Here is a 14810-nt window from a genome sequence, read left to right as displayed (position 1 = left end):
TCAACAATCAAAGCCCTTTTCTCGATTGCTGACAGGATGCTGACGCGCATGTATCACGACGAGTTTCGCCGCTCCATCGATCAACCTGAGGCCTTCTGGGCCGAACAGGCCAAGCGTATCCCCTGGTTCACCCCGCCCACCACGATCCTCGAGTACGACGAGGCGAACCACGCCCGCTGGTTCGTGGACGGTGAGCTCAACATCTGCCACGCGGCCCTGGATCATCACGTCGAGCAGGGGCGGGGCGATCAGCCGGCCATCTACTGGGATTCACCGGTCACCGACAGCAAGCGCACCATCACCTTCGCCGAGATGCGCGACCAGGTGGCGCGCTTCGCCGGAGCCTTGCGGGACCTGGGAGTGGAGAAGGGCGACCGGGTGGTGATCTACATGCCCATGGTGCCCGAGGCCCTGGTTGCCATGTATGCCTGTGCCCGCCTCGGGGCCATTCATTCGGTGGTGTTCGGCGGCTTTGCGCCCCACGAACTGGCGGTACGCATCGAGGATGCCGAGCCGAAAGTCGTGATCGCCGCCTCCTGCGGCGTCGAGGGCGACCGGGTGCTGCCCTACAAGCCGATCATCGATGCCGCCATCGAACAGAGCCGCTACAAGCCCGAGGCCTGTGTGATCCTGCAGCGCGAGCAGCACGCCGCCGAGCTGGGCATGGCGATCGACCATGACTGGTCGGCGCTGGTCGAGCGGGCCGCCCCGGCGGAGTGCGTGCCGGTCAAGGGTAGCGATCCGCTCTACATCCTTTACACCTCCGGCACCACCGGCAAGCCCAAAGGCGTGGTGCGCGATACCGGCGGCTATGCCGTGGCGCTGGCCTACTCCATGGAGACCATCTATGACGTGGCGCCGGGCGAGGTCTTCTTCTCGGCTTCCGACGTGGGTTGGGTGGTCGGCCACTCCTATATTGTCTATGCGCCGCTGCTGCGCGGCGCCACCACCCTGGTCTACGAGGGCAAGCCGGTGAAGACCCCGGATGCCGGCGCCTTCTGGCGGCTGATCAGCGAGTATCGGGTCACGAGTTTCTTCACCGCGCCCACCGCCTTTCGCGCCATCAAGAAGGAGGATCCGGACGCCAAGCTGATGGCCCAGTACGACATCAGCTGTCTCAAGGCGCTGTTCCTGGCCGGCGAGCGTTTGGACCCGCCGACCTTCCACTGGCTGGACGACCTGCTGACGGTGCCGGTGATCGATCACTGGTGGCAGACCGAGACCGGCTGGCCCATCGCCGCCAACCTGCACGGCCTCGAACCGATGCCCACCAAGGCCGGCAGTGCCACGGTGCCGGTTCCCGGTTTCGACGTGCAGATCCTCGATCGGGAGGGTGAGCCGTCTGGTGCCATGGAGCAGGGCAGCGTGGTGATCAAGCAGCCGCTGCCGCCCGGCTGCCTGGCCGGGGTGTGGCGCGATCCGCAGCGCTTTCACAGCGCCTACATGGCCGCGTTCCCCGGCTACTACCTCACCGGCGACGGCGGCTACTTCGACGAGGACGGCTATCTCTTTATCATGGGGCGCACCGACGACGTCATCAATATCGCCGGCCATCGCCTCTCCACCGGTGAGATGGAGGAGGTCGTCGGCGCCCACCCCGCGGTGGCCGAGTGCGCGGTGATCGGCATCCACGATGCCCTCAAGGGGCAGCTGCCGGTGGGGCTGGTGATCCCCAAGGATGGCTTCGAGGGGGACGAGCTGACGCTGGAGAACGAGCTGATCGGCCTGGTGCGCGAGAAGATCGGCCCGATCGCCTGCTTCAAGCAGGTGCTGGTGGTCGACCGCCTGCCCAAGACTCGCTCCGGGAAGATCCTGCGCAAGTTGCTGCGCAATATCGCCGACGGCCAGGAGTTCGGCGTGCCCTCGACCATCGACGACCCGGCGAGTCTCCAGGACGTTCATGAGGCGATGAAGGAGCGCTCGGTCGGTGCCGCCGAGGAGGCCCGCCAGGTCTGACCCCCGCGCGACTCTGCCGTGAGGCCACGACGCCGCCCCGCGAGGGCGGCGTCGTCGTATGGGGCTGGCAGGGCTATCGCCGTTGGCAACATCGCGCAAGGCCTGTCCCCGGCGCCTTTCGCTTTCTCGAGGCCGAGCTAACTGCGATAGCCCTGGTGGGGCTGGCCCGTCCATGGCCAGGCACCAGGCCAGGCCGTATAATGCCGGCCCGTTCTCGCCGCGCGAGTGGTCGCGCGAGTGCCGATCCACGAGGGTTCCCTCACCCCTCCGCAAAAAAGGATGCCGTGATGTTCGTGCTGTCCGAGGCCCAGACCCGGCGTTGCCTGGCGCTGCTGGTCGCCTTCCATATCCTGGTCATCGCCGCCAGCAACTATTTGGTGCAGCTGCCGTTCACCCTGCTGGGCTTTCATACCACCTGGGGCGCGTTCAGCTTCCCCTTCATCTTCCTGGCCACCGATCTTACCGTGCGCCTGTTCGGCAAGGAGCCGGCTCGGGCGATCATCCTGCGCGTGATGCTGCCGGCGCTGGTCATCTCCTACGTCGTCTCCGTGGTCTTTCCCCGCGGCGGTTTCGCGGGCCTCGAGGCGCTGGGCGAGGGGAACCTGTTCGTTGCCCGCATCGCCCTGGCGAGCTTCATGGCCTACGTGCTGGGACAGCTGCTGGACGTGCAGGTCTTCGACCGACTGCGCGCCCTCAAGGCCTGGTGGGTGGCGCCGGCCGTTTCCACGGTGCTTGGCAACCTCGCCGATACCTTCGCGTTCTTCTCCATCGCCTTCCACCGCAGCCCCGACCCCTTCATGGCCGCCAACTGGCCCGAGATCGCCTGGGTTGACTACGTGATCAAGCTTTCCATCAGCCTGGCGTTCTTCCTGCCGCTCTATGGCGTGCTGTTGGCCTGGTTGAGCCGTCGACTGGTGGCGGTGACGGGGCGCGATGACGCGATGCCGGATGAGGCGCGCGCGCCTTCCTGATACGCCACTTATGATGCCCAGTACCCGAATCCCCTGTAGCCAAGGAGGCTTGCATGCCCACCGATCTTCACTTCCTCGATACCGGCGGCGACGAGACGCCGCTGGTGGTCATTCACGGCCTGCTGGGCAGTGCCGACAACTGGCGCTCCCACGCCAAGCAGTGGCAGCGGCGCCGTCGGGTGATCACCGTGGATCTGCGCAACCACGGGCGATCGCCGCACGTGGCGGGGATGGGTTACGACGCCATGGCCGAGGACCTGCTGGCTCTGCTCGATCGCCTCGATGTCCAGCGCGCCCATCTGCTGGGGCACTCCATGGGCGGCAAGGTGGTAATCAGCCTGGCGCGGCTGGCGCCTTCGCGAGTGGCGTCGCTGATCGTCGCCGATATCGCCCCGGTGGCCTACGGGCACGACCACGATAGCGTCTTCGCCGCCCTGCGCCGTGTCGAGGCGGGCTCACCGACCAACCGGCGCGAGGCGGATGCGCTGCTCGCCGAGCACGTCGACGAGCCCGCGGTGCGGCTGTTTCTCGCCACCAACCTCGAGCGCGATGAGGCGGGCATCCTGCGGCCGCGCATCGGCCTCGACGAGATCCAGGGCGACTACGAGACGATCATGGGCGTGCCGGCGGGCGAGGGGGCCTATCAGGGGCCGACGCTGGTGCTGCGCGGCGCGCAGTCGCGCTATGTGACCGATGAGATGCTGCCGGCGCTTCACGAGGTGCTGCCGAGGGCGGAGATCCAGACCCTGGAGGCCGGCCACTGGCTGCATGCCGAGCAGCCGGCGGCCTTCCAGGCGGCGGTCAACGGCTTCCTGGACGCGCTGGAAGCCTAGCGAGGCCGTGAGCGGGCCGTTTAGCGGGAAGGTGCCCCGGGATCGACGGCCAGTCGGGAGACCGGATGGCGTTCGTCCAGGATGCCGGCCTCGAGCAGGAACTCCTCGAAGCGACGATAGCGGCCCTGGTCTAGGGCCGCGGGGCTCAGGCTCAGCCGCGGCCGAATCTGCTGCCAGGCCTCACGGTTGACCGGGGTGTCGATGCCCGGCTCGGCGGTGGCGATCAGCGTCCACGCCGCCTCGGGATGGTTGGCGATCCAGGCCGAGGCTTCCTCCAGCGCCTCGACCAGGCGGCGGATGGCCTCGCGTTGCGCGCCCAGGTGATCGCGGTTGGCCAGTATCACCAGGCCGTCGTGCAGCGGGATGCCCAGAGCCTCGCTGGTCAGTACGCGGGTCGCGAGTCCCTCGTCGGCCAGCCGGCGCGGCAGCAGGTGGCGCATGGCGCCGATCACCCCTTCCACGCGCCCCTCGCGTAGCGCATCGCCGAGCCGGAAATGCAGTTCCTCGGTCTCGACCTCGTCATCGCGCACGCTGGCCTTGCGCAGCAGGGCCGTCAGCAGCGCGTCCCGGCTATCGGCATCGGCATGGCCGATCCGCGAGCCCGCCAGGTCGACCGCCGCGGTGATATCGCTGTCTTCGCGCACCACCAGGGCACTCAGCGGCATGGCGATCAGGGTGGCGACCCGTACCACCGGCAGCCCGCGATCCACCCCGAGATGCAGCAGCGGCTGGCGCGCCAGGGCGAGATCGATGCGCGAGGCCGCCAGCAGCTTGATGGGCACGTCTGGATCGGCGGGGGTCGAAAGGGTGACGTCCAGTCCGCGGCTGGCAAACAGGCCGCGCTCACGGGCGACGATCAGCGCGGCATGCCGCGGGCTCGGGGTCCAGTCCAACATCACGCTGAGCGGGGTGACGGGGGGCGGCTCGATGGGCTCCGCCGGGCGCAGGGCGATGGCCGGCACGCTGGGGCGAGAGGGCGTATCGACCGCCGGCCCCCGTGACGCCTCCCGGTAGCGTCGGTGGATCGCCTGCTGCTCGGCGATGCGCCGTGCCGCCTCGTCGGCCAGGGCCTCGAGATCCAGCACTATCACCTCGGTGCCCAGCGGCGGATAGCCCGCCCGCGGCTCGGCGTCGGCCGCTGCTGGTCCGGCCGGCAGCAGGCCGGCGATCGCCAGCAGGGCGATCGGCCAGCGCGGCCGACGAATAACGGGGGGGATCATAGAAAGGACTCCTGCCATGCGCGGTACCCGGTCAACGATGCCGCGCAAGCTTAACCGCTGGTGGTCCGCCACGGCCAGTCGTGGGCACCAACGAACATCGTCGCGCTCGTCGCGGCATGCGATACTTTGCGTTTTCGCAGCCAAGGCAGGCGGCCATGGATTCGATCAACAGTCTGTTTCTGCTCAGCGGCTTTCTGCTGGCCCTGAGCATCCTCGCCAGCCGGCTCTCCTCGATGGCCGGCGTGCCGCTGCTGTTGATCTTCTTGGGCCTGGGAATGCTGGCCGGCGAGGAGGGGCTGCTTGGCATCCAGTTCGACGACTACTCCCTGGCCTTCTCCATCGGCCACCTGGCGCTGGCCATGATCCTGCTCGACGGGGGGCTGCGTACCCGTCTCAAGACCTTCCGCGTCGGCTTCCGCCCGGCGCTCTCCCTGGCGACCTTCGGGGTGTTCATCACCGGCGGCGTGGTCGGGCTGTTCGCCATGTGGGTCTTCGAGCTGAGTCTGGTGCAGGGCCTGCTGGTGGGCGCCATCGTGGGCTCCACCGACGCCGCCGCGGTGTTCTCGATGCTCAGCGGGCGAGGCGTCAACCTCAACGAGCGCGTCGGCGCCACCCTGGAGATCGAGTCGGGCACCAACGATCCCATGGCGATCTTCTTGACCCTCATGCTGGTAGAGGTGCTGGTCGGCGACATCGGGGGGGTGGGCGAGACGCTGCTCTTCCTGATGCAGCAGTTCGGCCTGGGGATCCTGATCGGGCTCGGCATCGGCTGGCTGAGTGCGCGGCTGCTGAGCTGGCTGGACCTGGCGCCGGGCCTCTATTCGCTGTTGGCCCTGGGGCTCGGTTTCTGTGTCTTCGGCCTGACCGGCGCCCTGGGCGGCAGCGGGTTCCTGGCCATCTACCTGGCTGGCCTGATGATCGGCAACCGCCCCGGTCGCCACCTCGCCTTCATCCTGCCGGTGCACGACGGCCTGGCCTGGCTCTCCCAGATCGGCCTGTTCCTGGTGCTGGGCATGCTGGTCACGCCCAGCGAGATGATGGACTATGCGCTGCCGGCGTTGCTGGTGGCCCTGGCGCTGATCTTCGTCGCCAGGCCCCTGGCGGTGCTGATTGTCGTCAAGCCCTTCTTCAAGTTCCGCTGGCGGGAGATCGGCTTCATCGCCTGGGTGGGCCTGCGCGGGGCCGTGCCCATCGTGCTGGCGATCTTCCCGGTGATCGGCGGGGTGGAGAATGCCTCGCTCTACTTCAACGTCGCCTTCGCGGTGGTGCTGCTGTCGCTGCTGATCCAGGGTGGCTCGCTGCCGTGGATGGCGCGTCGCATGAAGGTCGAGCTGCCGCCCACCGTCACCCCCAATCGCCGCGGCTCGTTGGGTATCCTGCCGGAGAACGACTACGAGATGTTCGTCTATGAGGTGGAGAACGCCGACCTCGAGGACGTGCCGATCCGACTCTTGCGCTTCCCCTCGGGGGCCCTGATCTCGGCGCTTTTCCGCGAGCATGCCATGCTGCACCCCAAGGGCAGCACGCGGCTGCGGCTGGGCGACGTGATCTGCGTGATCGGCCGCACCGATGACCTGCCGGCGCTGAACCGCCTGTTCAACGGGGACGCCAAGCTCAAGCGTGAGCGGGCCTTCTTCGGCACCTTCACCTTCGACGGCACTGCCTTCATGCGCGATATCGCCGACGCCTACGGCCTCACCCTTAGCCCCGGCGAGCAGGATATGACCCTGGCCGAGTTCGTCTCGCTGCGGGTGGGTGGGCATCCGGTGGTAGGCGATGACGTGGACTGGCACGGCATCCATTGGGTCGTCAGTGCGATGGAGGGCAATCGCGTGACGCGGGTGGGGCTGCGTCTCTATTGAGAGTAGAGCCGCTTGAGAGGAGGGCCGCGCCTCACTTGAGCGCAGCCTGCTGCATGGTGGCGACGCGGTCAGGCGGGCAGGGGCGAGGAGAGGGCTTGGCCGTTCACGCCTGCCGGGTCGCCGCCTTGAGCACCTCGAGGGTGACCTCGACGGCCTGCTCGCCGTCGGCGAGCCACACCGTGTCATCCTGGAGGGTGGCGCTCAGATTCATGCCCTTCGCCGCCATGCCGGCCAGCGACTGCACCGTCTCCGGCGCGATGGCGATCACCGTGAGGTTGTCGAGGGTCCCAAGCTTGCCGGCCAGCGAATCCCACCAGAGCGCGGCGCCATGGCCGCTGTAGGTGTAGAGAACGACCTCGCCGGCGCGGCCGCAGGCGCGACGGATGCTCTTCTCGTCGGGTTGGCCGAGCTGGATCCACTGCTCGATCTCCCCGGTGAGGTCCCGGCGCCACAGATCGGGCTCGTCCTCGGTGCTTACGCCGCGCCCGAAGGCCAGGGCCTCGTCGGCGTTCAGCGCGAAGGCGAGCAGCCTGACCATCATGCGCTCGTCGGTTTCCGAGGGGTGTTGCGCCACGGTCAGGGCGTGATCGGCGTAGTAGTGCCGGTCCATGTCGGCGACCTGCAGCTGTACTCGATGAATCGTTGCCTTCAGTGCCATGGCGGGATCGGCCTTTGTTGGGTGGCGGCCTCGCGGTGCAAGGGCGCGGGTGATGCCGTCGGGCGCTGCCCGGTGGCGTCTCGGGAGTGGACAGCGGGGAAGGGGCCCATGTTTCGCGCCCGGACACGGCGGTCTCGCCGCGTGGGGAGCCTGTGCGCCGCCATGAGTGTGGTCCATGCGCTGAAACAAGAAAACCAGCCGCGCTGGGCTGGTTTTCTTTAAAAGGTGGCGGAAGGATAGGGAACGCGCTTGCCTCACCGGTAACCCTTTGTAAATCAGCGCCTTGTATATTTTTATCTTCCTATAATTTAGCGCCTTCCGGTAACAGAATCAAGCCATGCCCCGAACTCCGCGCGACAATGCTAGCGGCGATAGCCCTGCCGAACTGGCGGGCCATCTAGCCCCAGAGGGAGCGCCGAGGCAGACTCGGCCATGGCAGCCAGCGTCAGCAGCGTGCCGCTGCCATTGATGGTAGCTCCTCACTCGCGCCGACCACGTCTCCTCCTCCCAGACCCTCCTGCATCCTTCCTGTAAGCAATGCATCCACTCCACGACCCAAGGAGTGAATGCCCTGCCGACGGGCGTCATCACCGGTGTCGCCCTGGCGGGAGTGGCATGATGAGTCAGACACTTCACCATAGGCAGCAGGCAGGGCGGGAGCCAGGCCTGCCGCCGGGAGGATGACGATGCAGTTCCGGATCCCCAAGCTGACGGTACTGGCCGCCGCCCTGTTGTACGCCAGTGGCGCGGTAGCGGCCGGCGCCGACAAGAGCGGCCCCCTGATCAACAAGGCGGTGATCGAGCAGGAGGCCGGCAAGACCGTCTACTGGGTGCTGCCCGGCCCTCGCCGCCTGAGCGAAGCGGTATTCGGCACCCCGGATGATCCCAAGCGGACCCTGGCCCAGGTCTTGGAAGAGGTCGATAAGCCACCGATCCGCGCCCTGCTCGAGACACTGCCGATCCTGGTCGCGGCGCCTGAGGCGGCGCGCGGCACCAACGCGGCGGGCACCGCCTACACGGCCTTCCAGCAGCCCACGCCCTTCAGCGACAAGGCCAGGCCCCTGCCCCCGGACCAGAGCGGCTACTTCCGCACCACCCTGCTCGACCGCGTGGCCGAGGACCAGCCCGGAAAACCGGGCAACACGCCCGACGAGGTCGAGCTGGAGACCTGGTTCCACGACCCGGCGGGCAACCGTTACCGGCTGGAATTCGACCATGTGGTCCAGCCGCCGTTCCCGGGCTACGACACCCAGGGCGGGGTGTTCACCGACGGATGGCTGCACGGCACCACCGGTACCGGCTCTCCGCTGATGCCCAAGGAGTACACCCGTGGTGCCTGGTGGGGCATCGTGCATCTCTACATCAACGGTGAGCAGGTGGACACCAAGGTGGCCCACCTGATGACCACCGAGGTCGTGCGCAAGCGGGACTACTCGCTGGCCCTGGATGAAGAGATGCCTCTGTCACGCGGCGAACGCCACATCCCCGGCCAGGATCACCATACGCACCTGATCGTGCTGCCGATCAAACCCACGCCGCAGGGACCGGTCTTCGAGCCGGTGAAGACCGCCTTCGAACTCCCCAACGGCCAGACTCAACCCTTCATTCACATGATGTTCGAAGAGGACCGCATCGTGGAATGGGAGCTGGGCGGCCACTGACCCTGCCCCCCGCGTCCCCGGATGCCCTCGTGACACTCGGGGACGCGGGGTGGCCGGCTGCTCCTCTCACCCTTAGCCAACGCAGGAGAATCTTGGTATGACGATCCCACCTTTGCCTCCTCGGGGGCGCCCTCTGGACCTGATGCTGCTCATGGCGGTCACGCTCGGCGGGCTCGCCCTCCCTGCTGCCGCCCAGCAGGATCCCGTTGAAGTGCGTGTGACGGCCCAACCGGGGTTCCGGTTTGAGCCCAGCCAGATCGAGGTGCCGGCCGGCACCGAGGTGAAGCTGACCCTGGAGAATGCCGCCGTCATGGGCCATAACCTGAGCATCCCGGCGCTGGGAGTGAAGACACGGATCATCACCGGAGATGAGACCGCCACGGTGCGTTTCACGGTCGACGAGGCCGGCGTCGCCCCCTTCCGCTGCGAGGTACCGGGTCATGCCGAGGCAGGGATGGTCGGCAAGCTCGAGGCTCACTGACGCTGCTTTCGGGAAGTGGCCGCCCTTACCAAAGTGCGTGAATCGTGCGTGGCATGAAGGTATGCCCTCGTTGATGGGGGGCGTTGTTCTGCCCAACCCGCGTGAAGGGTGCTTGGGCGGGTAGGGGCACATGGCGTCACGGCGTATGAGAGCGCACGCTGGCCACAGCATCGAACAGCAATGATGGTCGCTGCCACAGGGAGTTGATGAAGATGGTGGTCACGCTGGCGGCCATGGCCACCATGGCCCAGACGGGATAGATCAGTCCGGTGGACGCCAGCGGGATGCCGATGCCGTTGAACAGGAACGCCAGCGAGACGTTCTGCAGCATCTTGCGATATCCCCAGCGGCTGATTCGCCAGGCGGTTACCACGCTGCTCACCTGGGCGTTGAGGATGATGATGTCGGCGGCGTCGATGGCGATGTCAGTACCGCTGCCCATGGCGATGCCGACGTCCGCCTGCATCAGCGCCGGGGCATCATTGATACCGTCGCCGACCATGGCCACCCGCCCTTCTTGCTGCATCTCCCGCAACACGTCGGCCTTCTGCTCCGGCAGTACGCCGGCATAGACGGTATCGATGCCCACCAGGCCGGCGATATGCTGCGCGGACCGTTCGTTGTCGCCGGTCATCAGGGCGGTACGGATGCCCAGCCCTCGCAACTGCTGCGCGGTCTCCGCCGCATCGGCCCGCAGGCCGTCGCCCAGGGCGATGGCCCCCAGCAGCCGGTCGCCACGGGCGAGGACGATAACCGTCTGGCCCTGGTGCTCGGCGCGCGCGATGCCATCGCTCACCGGTGCCAAGTCCATGCCCTGGCCGGCGAGAAAGGCCGGACTGCCGACCCGTACCGGCTCGTCGTCCACCCGGGCGGTGACGCCTCGGCCGGCATGCGCCTGGAACTCGGCCACGTCGGGAATCGCCAGGTCCCGAGACAGAGCCGCTTCGACCACGGCACGCCCCAGGGGATGTTCCGAGGCGGACTCGACGGCGGCCGCCAGCGACAACAGGGTGTCGTCGTCGCCCTCGACACTGATGACCTCGCGTACCGCGGGACGGCCCTCAGTCAGGGTGCCGGTCTTGTCGAACACCACCGTGGTGACCCGCCGTAGCGCCTGAAAGGACTCGCCGGTGCGCATCAGCACTCCCTGGTCGGCCGCTTCGCCGGCGCCCCGCACGATGGAGAGCGGCGCGGAGATGCCCACGGCGCAGGGATAGCCCATCACCAACACGGTCAGGGCGGCGAACACGGCCCGTTCCAGGTCGGACGCGGCGTCCCAGAGCAGCGGCGCACTCATCCAGAACACGAAGGCCAGCGCGGAGACGATCAGCACCGTGGGGGTATAGACCCGCAGCACCCGGTCCACCAGGTGCAGCAGGCCCGGCTTGAGTGCCCGCGCATCCTCCAGGCTGCGAACCACCTGCTGCAGGAAGCTCGATTCGCCGGTGGCGGTCACCCGCACCACCAGGGTGCCGTTGCCATTGATGGCGCCGCCGACCACCGAGTCGCCCGCTGCTTTCTCGATCGGCAGGGGCTCGCCGGTGACCAGGGACTGATCCACGGCCGAGTCGCCATCGATGACCTCGCCGTCCACCGGGATGCGCTCGCCGGGGCGGATACGCACCCACATGCCGGTTTGCACCTGTTCCACGGGCAGATCCCGCTCGCCGCCTTCGTCAAGGACATGGGCGGTCTCAGGCTGCAGATCCAGCAGGCGACGGACCGACTGGGAACTGCGGGTCTTGACGATCAGCGAGAGCCACTCGGAGAAGAGATGATAGGTCAGCACCATGACCGAGACGGCGAAGAAGGCGGCGGTGGGATAGCCATCGGGCCGCAGCACCAGGCCGATGCCACCGCCGACCACCCCCGCGGAGGCGCCGATTTCCACCAGCACATGCTGGTTAAGGATGCCGCGGCGCAGGGCCTGATAGGCCATGACCAGCATCTGCCGGGCGATACCGAACACCATTGCCACCGCCAGCACCGCCACCAGGATCGCCTCCTGGCCCGCCAGCATGCTCCCGGCGCGCAGTCCGAACAGGACTAGGCCGCCCAGGGCCAACAGCGCGCTACCGCCCAGGGCGACTCGGGTGCCCTGGCCACGCAGGACGGCATAGCCGAAGATCACCAGGCTGACATAGACCAGGGCGGAGAGCCCCAGGGTCCAGGGCGAGGTGGGATCGACGATCAGGCCCACCGCCGCCAGGCTGGTGGCCAGTGCCACCAGGAAGCGGTTACGCTCGCCGGCGAGTTCGCGCTCCTGCTTCGCGTAGGGTTCGATCTTGCGAGGGTCGCTGAGGGTGTAGCCGATGGCCTGCAGGGTGCCCATCAGCGTCTCGGCGCTATTCTCGCGCGTGTCGTATTCGACCAGGGCCTGTTCGTGGGTGAGGCTGACCGCCACGCGGCGTACGCCCGGTTTCTGCCCCAGGGCCCGCTCGATGGTGCCGGTGCACAGTGAGCAGTGCAGTCCGCCGATATGCGCCCTCACCCGCTGGATCTCCGGCTCCCCGGTGGCTTCCAGGCTCCAGGGTGTCAGGCCTTCCGCCGTTGTGGCGGTCGTTGTCGTATTCATGGCCTGTCCCCTTGAGGAAAATGAGGTCATGCATCAAGGGTAGGGGCCGTACTTTGCTACGGGGTCAAACGCCGAAGGGGAGCAAGGTGGGCAGGTACAGCGGCACAGCAGCGGTGGCGCCGGTCGAGCCCTCACGTCGAGGAGAAGGCCAACCACCAGGTCCAGGCCCCCAGCCCCACCAGTGCGGCACCCGTCCAGCGCGGCATGCGCCCGGCGAGTCGCGCGAGGGCCTCGAGCCAACGCCGGCCACGGGCAGTATAGACGGCCAGCACCAGGGGGCTGGAGAACGCCAGGCCGAACACCAGCAGCGTGGCGGCGCCGAAGATGATGCCCCCACCAGTCGCGGCCCGCGCGGCCGTATCACCGAGCAGCACCGCCAGCAGAGGGGCGGCACAGGCCGGCACATTCAAGCCGAACAGCACGCCCAGTCCCAGGCTGCCCGGTGTCCCGGAGAGGCGTGGCAGGAGGCGGTTCACGCGAGCCAGGAGCCAGGGCGCGCCGCCACCGAGGTACAGCAGTCCCACGCCCACATAGAGGCTCCCCAGCAGGGCCCAGAGACCGTGCTGAAGCCCCGTGAACGCACTGCCGATCAGTGCCGCGAGCACCCCGAGCCCGGCCATCAACGCGGCCCGAGCCAAGGCGAACAGCAGCGTCTGGACGGCCTGCCTCCGGCGAGGCAGCCGTTCGAGATGGCGGATGAACAGCAGGTGGCTGCCGACCGAACAGGGCTCGACGAAGCCCAGTAACCCGAGCCCGGCGGCCATCGGCAAGGCAGTCGCAAACTCCAAGACGCTAGTCTGCCTCTGTCACGAGGCTTGTCGAATACCCGGCGCCGCGCACCGCCTCGGCGAGCCGCTCACCGGAGGTCTGACGGGTGTCGACCGCCACCTTGGCCTCGCCGTTCTCATGGGAAACCGAGCACCCCTTGACCCCCGCCTGCTGTTCGAGAACATGGCGGACGATCTCCGCACAACCATCGCAGTGCATGCCCTCGATCGTGAGTCTTACGGTTTGCATGTCAGGCTCCTTTCGCTGGGTCGTCTCGCCGTTCGGCACCCTGTCATGCTCCAGGGCGTCGATAATGGAGCAGCACCGCAATGGGCCTTCTCCGGGACAACGGTCGAGCAGCGTCATCAGCCCTCGGCGAATATGCTGCAGCCGCTCGATCCTACGCTCCACATCCTGGAGCTTGGCGGTGGCTCGCTGCCGAACCTCTCTGGCATCGCTGTCGTGCTCGGTACGCAGCGAGAGCAGCTCGGCGATCTCGCGCAGGGAGAAGCCGAGTTCCTGGGCGCGGCGAATGAACTGCACCCGCCGCATCGTCTCATCCGAATAGATGCGATAGCCTCCCGCTGGCGGACGAGGCGGCTGTTCGATGAGCCCGCGTCGCTCATAGAAGCGAATCGTCTCGACCCCGACGCCCACGGCTTCGGCCACTTTGCCGATGGTCATGTCACTCATGGCGCCCCCGCTCGGTTTCTGGGAATAGCTTAATGGCCGTACCGTGGTACGGGGGCAAGGTGCTTACGGCGCAGGCCAGAGAGATCCGGGGGCTCTTGAAAGGTGGCGTGGCGAAGTAGCGGGCCAATCGCCAGGCCGGCGAGGCCCCGGCCCACCATGGGAAAGAGCATCAGCAGAACCGCGACCCATAGCACGGCAACTAGGGCGAGCGCAGTCTGGACAGTTTTCTTCGCCCTTCTATCGTAGGATCAGTATCGCGGAATTCTCGCGATTACGACTCAAAAAACGCCAGCGTGCGCACTTCTATGCTCTCCCGTGGCGGCTCATCGGCGTGGGTGCCCGGATCGTGGAAGGCGGTATGGGGCACGAAGCGGGCGCGCCCGTCGGTTCGCGAGTCATAGCCCTTGATCAACAGGACCTCATCGCGCTCCATGGCCGGAAAGTAGAGCCATCGCTGGGCCGGATTGAACGCCAGGTGGTATATCTCGCCGGTGCGACCAGGATAGACCATGTCGGTGGAGATCAAGTCCCCGTGATCAAGGATGGCGGCATCCAGCACCGCCAGCGGCGAGCGCCTGACCGGCCCCCGAATGGGTCGCCAGGCGTTGATCTGCACGAACGGCACGTTGCGCAGACGCTGTGCCTCTTCCTCGCCGACCAGGTCCCGCACCCGCTGGGGTGCTGACCATTCGGTATAATCGTTGTGGGCACGATCGGCAGGCGTCTTGGTGCCACTGCTGCCACCGTCGTCTCGGCGCCGGGTATGGTCAAAGATCATCACTCGGGAAGCGCCCGTGGCTTCCTTCACCAGAGCTTCGATCTCCGGATAGTAGTCCTGCTCAACGTGTGCGTCATTGTAGAGGGCTTTGACGGAGCTTGGTCGCTGATGCAGCTCTATTCCATGGCGGTCCAGCGACAGCTCCTCCATCAAGGGGCGCGCGTCGTGTATGGCCACCGCACGTCGCTGGAGCTCGGCGTGATAGCGCGGCTCGGGCTCGCCAGTAAGCGCCTCCGTGTGCACATAGGGACGCTGCCCGGTCGGGACCATGAAGGTGATTTCTCCGTTTACCGTACCAGCTGGCATTCGCATACTTTCACTCATGATGGTCATCCCGTTCTTCACTTTCGAGTG

At 67.1% G+C, this 14810-nt stretch carries 12 protein-coding genes; 6 read left to right on the top strand and 6 right to left on the bottom strand.

Features of this window, described 5'->3' with window-relative positions; all coding sequences use genetic code 11:
- The first annotated feature begins 36 nt into the window (after positions 1 to 36).
- The 3 genes from FEI13_RS02250 to FEI13_RS02240 all read left to right on the top strand — a co-directional run bounded on the left by FEI13_RS02250 (position 37) and on the right by FEI13_RS02240 (position 3760).
- The gene (locus tag FEI13_RS02250; RefSeq protein WP_138179113.1) at positions 37 to 1956 is read left to right on the top strand and encodes a propionyl-CoA synthetase; all 1920 of its coding nucleotides are present in this window, start codon (positions 37 to 39) and stop codon (positions 1954 to 1956) included.
- Positions 1957 to 2243: 287 nt separating this feature from the next.
- Positions 2244 to 2927 carry a 7-cyano-7-deazaguanine/7-aminomethyl-7-deazaguanine transporter gene (locus tag FEI13_RS02245; RefSeq protein WP_138179112.1) on the top strand — a complete coding sequence of 228 codons (684 nt, stop codon included), beginning with the start codon at positions 2244 to 2246 and terminating at the stop codon, positions 2925 to 2927.
- 53 nt (positions 2928 to 2980) lie between these two features.
- Positions 2981 to 3760, top strand: coding sequence for an alpha/beta fold hydrolase (locus FEI13_RS02240; protein ID WP_138179110.1), 780 nt, complete (start codon positions 2981 to 2983; stop codon positions 3758 to 3760).
- 20 nt (positions 3761 to 3780) lie between these two features.
- Here the strand turns inward: FEI13_RS02240 and FEI13_RS02235 are convergent, their stop codons facing one another.
- Positions 3781 to 4980, bottom strand: a complete 1200-nt coding sequence (locus tag FEI13_RS02235; protein ID WP_138179108.1) for an ABC transporter substrate-binding protein — start codon at positions 4978 to 4980, stop codon at positions 3781 to 3783.
- A 155-nt stretch (positions 4981 to 5135) separates the two neighbouring features.
- Between FEI13_RS02235 and FEI13_RS02230 the strand changes: the two genes are divergently transcribed.
- Positions 5136 to 6842: a potassium/proton antiporter gene (locus FEI13_RS02230; protein WP_138179106.1), complete on the top strand. Its 1707-nt coding sequence runs from the start codon at positions 5136 to 5138 to the stop codon at positions 6840 to 6842.
- A 103-nt stretch (positions 6843 to 6945) separates the two neighbouring features.
- On the opposite strand, the gene FEI13_RS02225 is transcribed toward FEI13_RS02230, so the two are convergent.
- Positions 6946 to 7500: a YaeQ family protein gene (locus FEI13_RS02225; RefSeq protein ID WP_138179104.1), complete on the bottom strand. Its 555-nt coding sequence runs from the start codon at positions 7498 to 7500 to the stop codon at positions 6946 to 6948.
- A gap of 686 nt (positions 7501 to 8186) precedes the next feature.
- Between FEI13_RS02225 and FEI13_RS02220 the strand changes: the two genes are divergently transcribed.
- Positions 8187 to 9161 (top strand): hypothetical protein, encoded by a 975-nt coding sequence (locus tag FEI13_RS02220; RefSeq protein ID WP_138179102.1) that lies wholly within the window; start codon positions 8187 to 8189, stop codon positions 9159 to 9161.
- A gap of 97 nt (positions 9162 to 9258) precedes the next feature.
- Positions 9259 to 9642 (top strand): cupredoxin domain-containing protein, encoded by a 384-nt coding sequence (locus FEI13_RS02215; RefSeq protein WP_138179101.1) that lies wholly within the window; start codon positions 9259 to 9261, stop codon positions 9640 to 9642.
- Positions 9643 to 9778: 136 nt separating this feature from the next.
- On the opposite strand, the gene FEI13_RS02210 is transcribed toward FEI13_RS02215, so the two are convergent.
- From FEI13_RS02210 to FEI13_RS02195, 4 genes are all read right to left on the bottom strand, one after another.
- Positions 9779 to 12217, bottom strand: a complete 2439-nt coding sequence (locus FEI13_RS02210; RefSeq protein ID WP_138179099.1) for a heavy metal translocating P-type ATPase — start codon at positions 12215 to 12217, stop codon at positions 9779 to 9781.
- Positions 12218 to 12348: 131 nt separating this feature from the next.
- Positions 12349 to 12987 (bottom strand): cytochrome c biogenesis protein CcdA, encoded by a 639-nt coding sequence (locus FEI13_RS02205; protein WP_204758332.1) that lies wholly within the window; start codon positions 12985 to 12987, stop codon positions 12349 to 12351.
- Positions 12988 to 13009: 22 nt separating this feature from the next.
- The gene (locus tag FEI13_RS02200) at positions 13010 to 13678 is read right to left on the bottom strand and encodes a MerR family transcriptional regulator (RefSeq protein ID WP_138179096.1); all 669 of its coding nucleotides are present in this window, start codon (positions 13676 to 13678) and stop codon (positions 13010 to 13012) included.
- 271 nt (positions 13679 to 13949) lie between these two features.
- Positions 13950 to 14780, bottom strand: a complete 831-nt coding sequence (locus FEI13_RS02195) for a CmcJ/NvfI family oxidoreductase (RefSeq protein WP_204758331.1) — start codon at positions 14778 to 14780, stop codon at positions 13950 to 13952.
- Positions 14781 to 14810 lie beyond the last annotated feature (30 nt).

This window comes from Halomonas urmiana, from assembly GCF_005780185.1.
GTDB classification, from domain to species: domain Bacteria; phylum Pseudomonadota; class Gammaproteobacteria; order Pseudomonadales; family Halomonadaceae; genus Halomonas; species Halomonas urmiana.
This window is presented reverse-complemented; position numbering and strand designations above follow the sequence as displayed.